This is a genomic window from Vibrio sp. YT-19(2023), from assembly GCF_033337395.1.
Genome location: NZ_JAWOQN010000309.1, coordinates 1 through 838, shown reverse-complemented (window position 1 = coordinate 838; position 838 = coordinate 1). Strand labels below are relative to the sequence as shown.

The following is an 838-nucleotide window of genomic DNA, read 5'->3' as shown; positions in this document are numbered from 1 at the left end:
TGGCTCCTACGCGATGTCGAATGGTTCCGAGTATATCGAATATAAGTTGTTTACCGATTCAGACAGAAATACCCAAATCGTGCAAAATGGAACGGTGGCGCTTACTGAGTTTACGACCGCAACGGCTCAGACCATTGAGCTTTTTGCGAAAGCTTACGGTACGAGCAGCACTGCGGGATCGTACTCAGATACAATCAGTGTGACATTAAGCTGGTAAACCGTGACGCTGGTTGTTAGAGGCTTTTCACTTGTCGTGATGAGTTGGTGTTCTTCAACTGTGCTGGCTGATGTGACAGAAACCTTTCAAGTATCAGCAACAGTAGACGCAGGTTGTTTGATTAATGGCGCAGTACAAGAAGAGAGCGCAACGCAAGCCGGACAAATAGGAACGTTGGATTTTGGTGAACATTCTTCTGTTTATGCAGCGGAAGTACAAGGCAGTGTCACATACAGCTCATCACTTACATTAAGTTGTACTCCGGGTATTGCGATGAATGTTTCTCTAAACGGTGGGCTGAATTCGTCGGATGGCGTGCGCAAGTTAAAGCATAGCGAAGAGGTCACGACGGTAGACTACTTTTTGTTTCAGGATCTGGATTACACACAAGTGCTTGATATCGATACACGATATTCCGTCGATACCAATCAAGACCCAGATAATATTCAGTTTCCTATCTGGGCAAAGGCAATAATAAATGGGAATGAAATAGCCGGAATTTATATGGATACGCTTACGCTGACCTTGGAGTGGTAAGTGATGTTTCGGAGGGATGAAATGGAATTCATACTCAAAAAATCATTATTAATAGCGACCTTCATTTTTGTTTTTATCTCCAAT

Annotated in this window: 2 protein-coding genes; both read left to right on the top strand. The window is 43.4% G+C overall.

The window, feature by feature from the left end; genetic code table 11:
- The coding region (locus R7E78_RS25595) for a spore coat protein U domain-containing protein (RefSeq protein WP_318058538.1) at nucleotides 1–217 on the top strand (217 nt) is incomplete at its 5' end.
- A 39-nt stretch (nucleotides 218–256) separates the two neighbouring features.
- The gene (locus tag R7E78_RS25590) at nucleotides 257–754 is read left to right on the top strand and encodes a spore coat U domain-containing protein (protein WP_318058539.1); all 498 of its coding nucleotides are present in this window, start codon (nucleotides 257–259) and stop codon (nucleotides 752–754) included.
- Nucleotides 755–838 lie beyond the last annotated feature (84 nt).

Excerpts from the sequence above, each read along its gene's own strand:
- R7E78_RS25590 (WP_318058539.1), top strand. The coding sequence starts at position 257 with ATGAGTTGGTGTTCTTCAACTGTGCTGGCTGATGTGACAGAAACCTTT.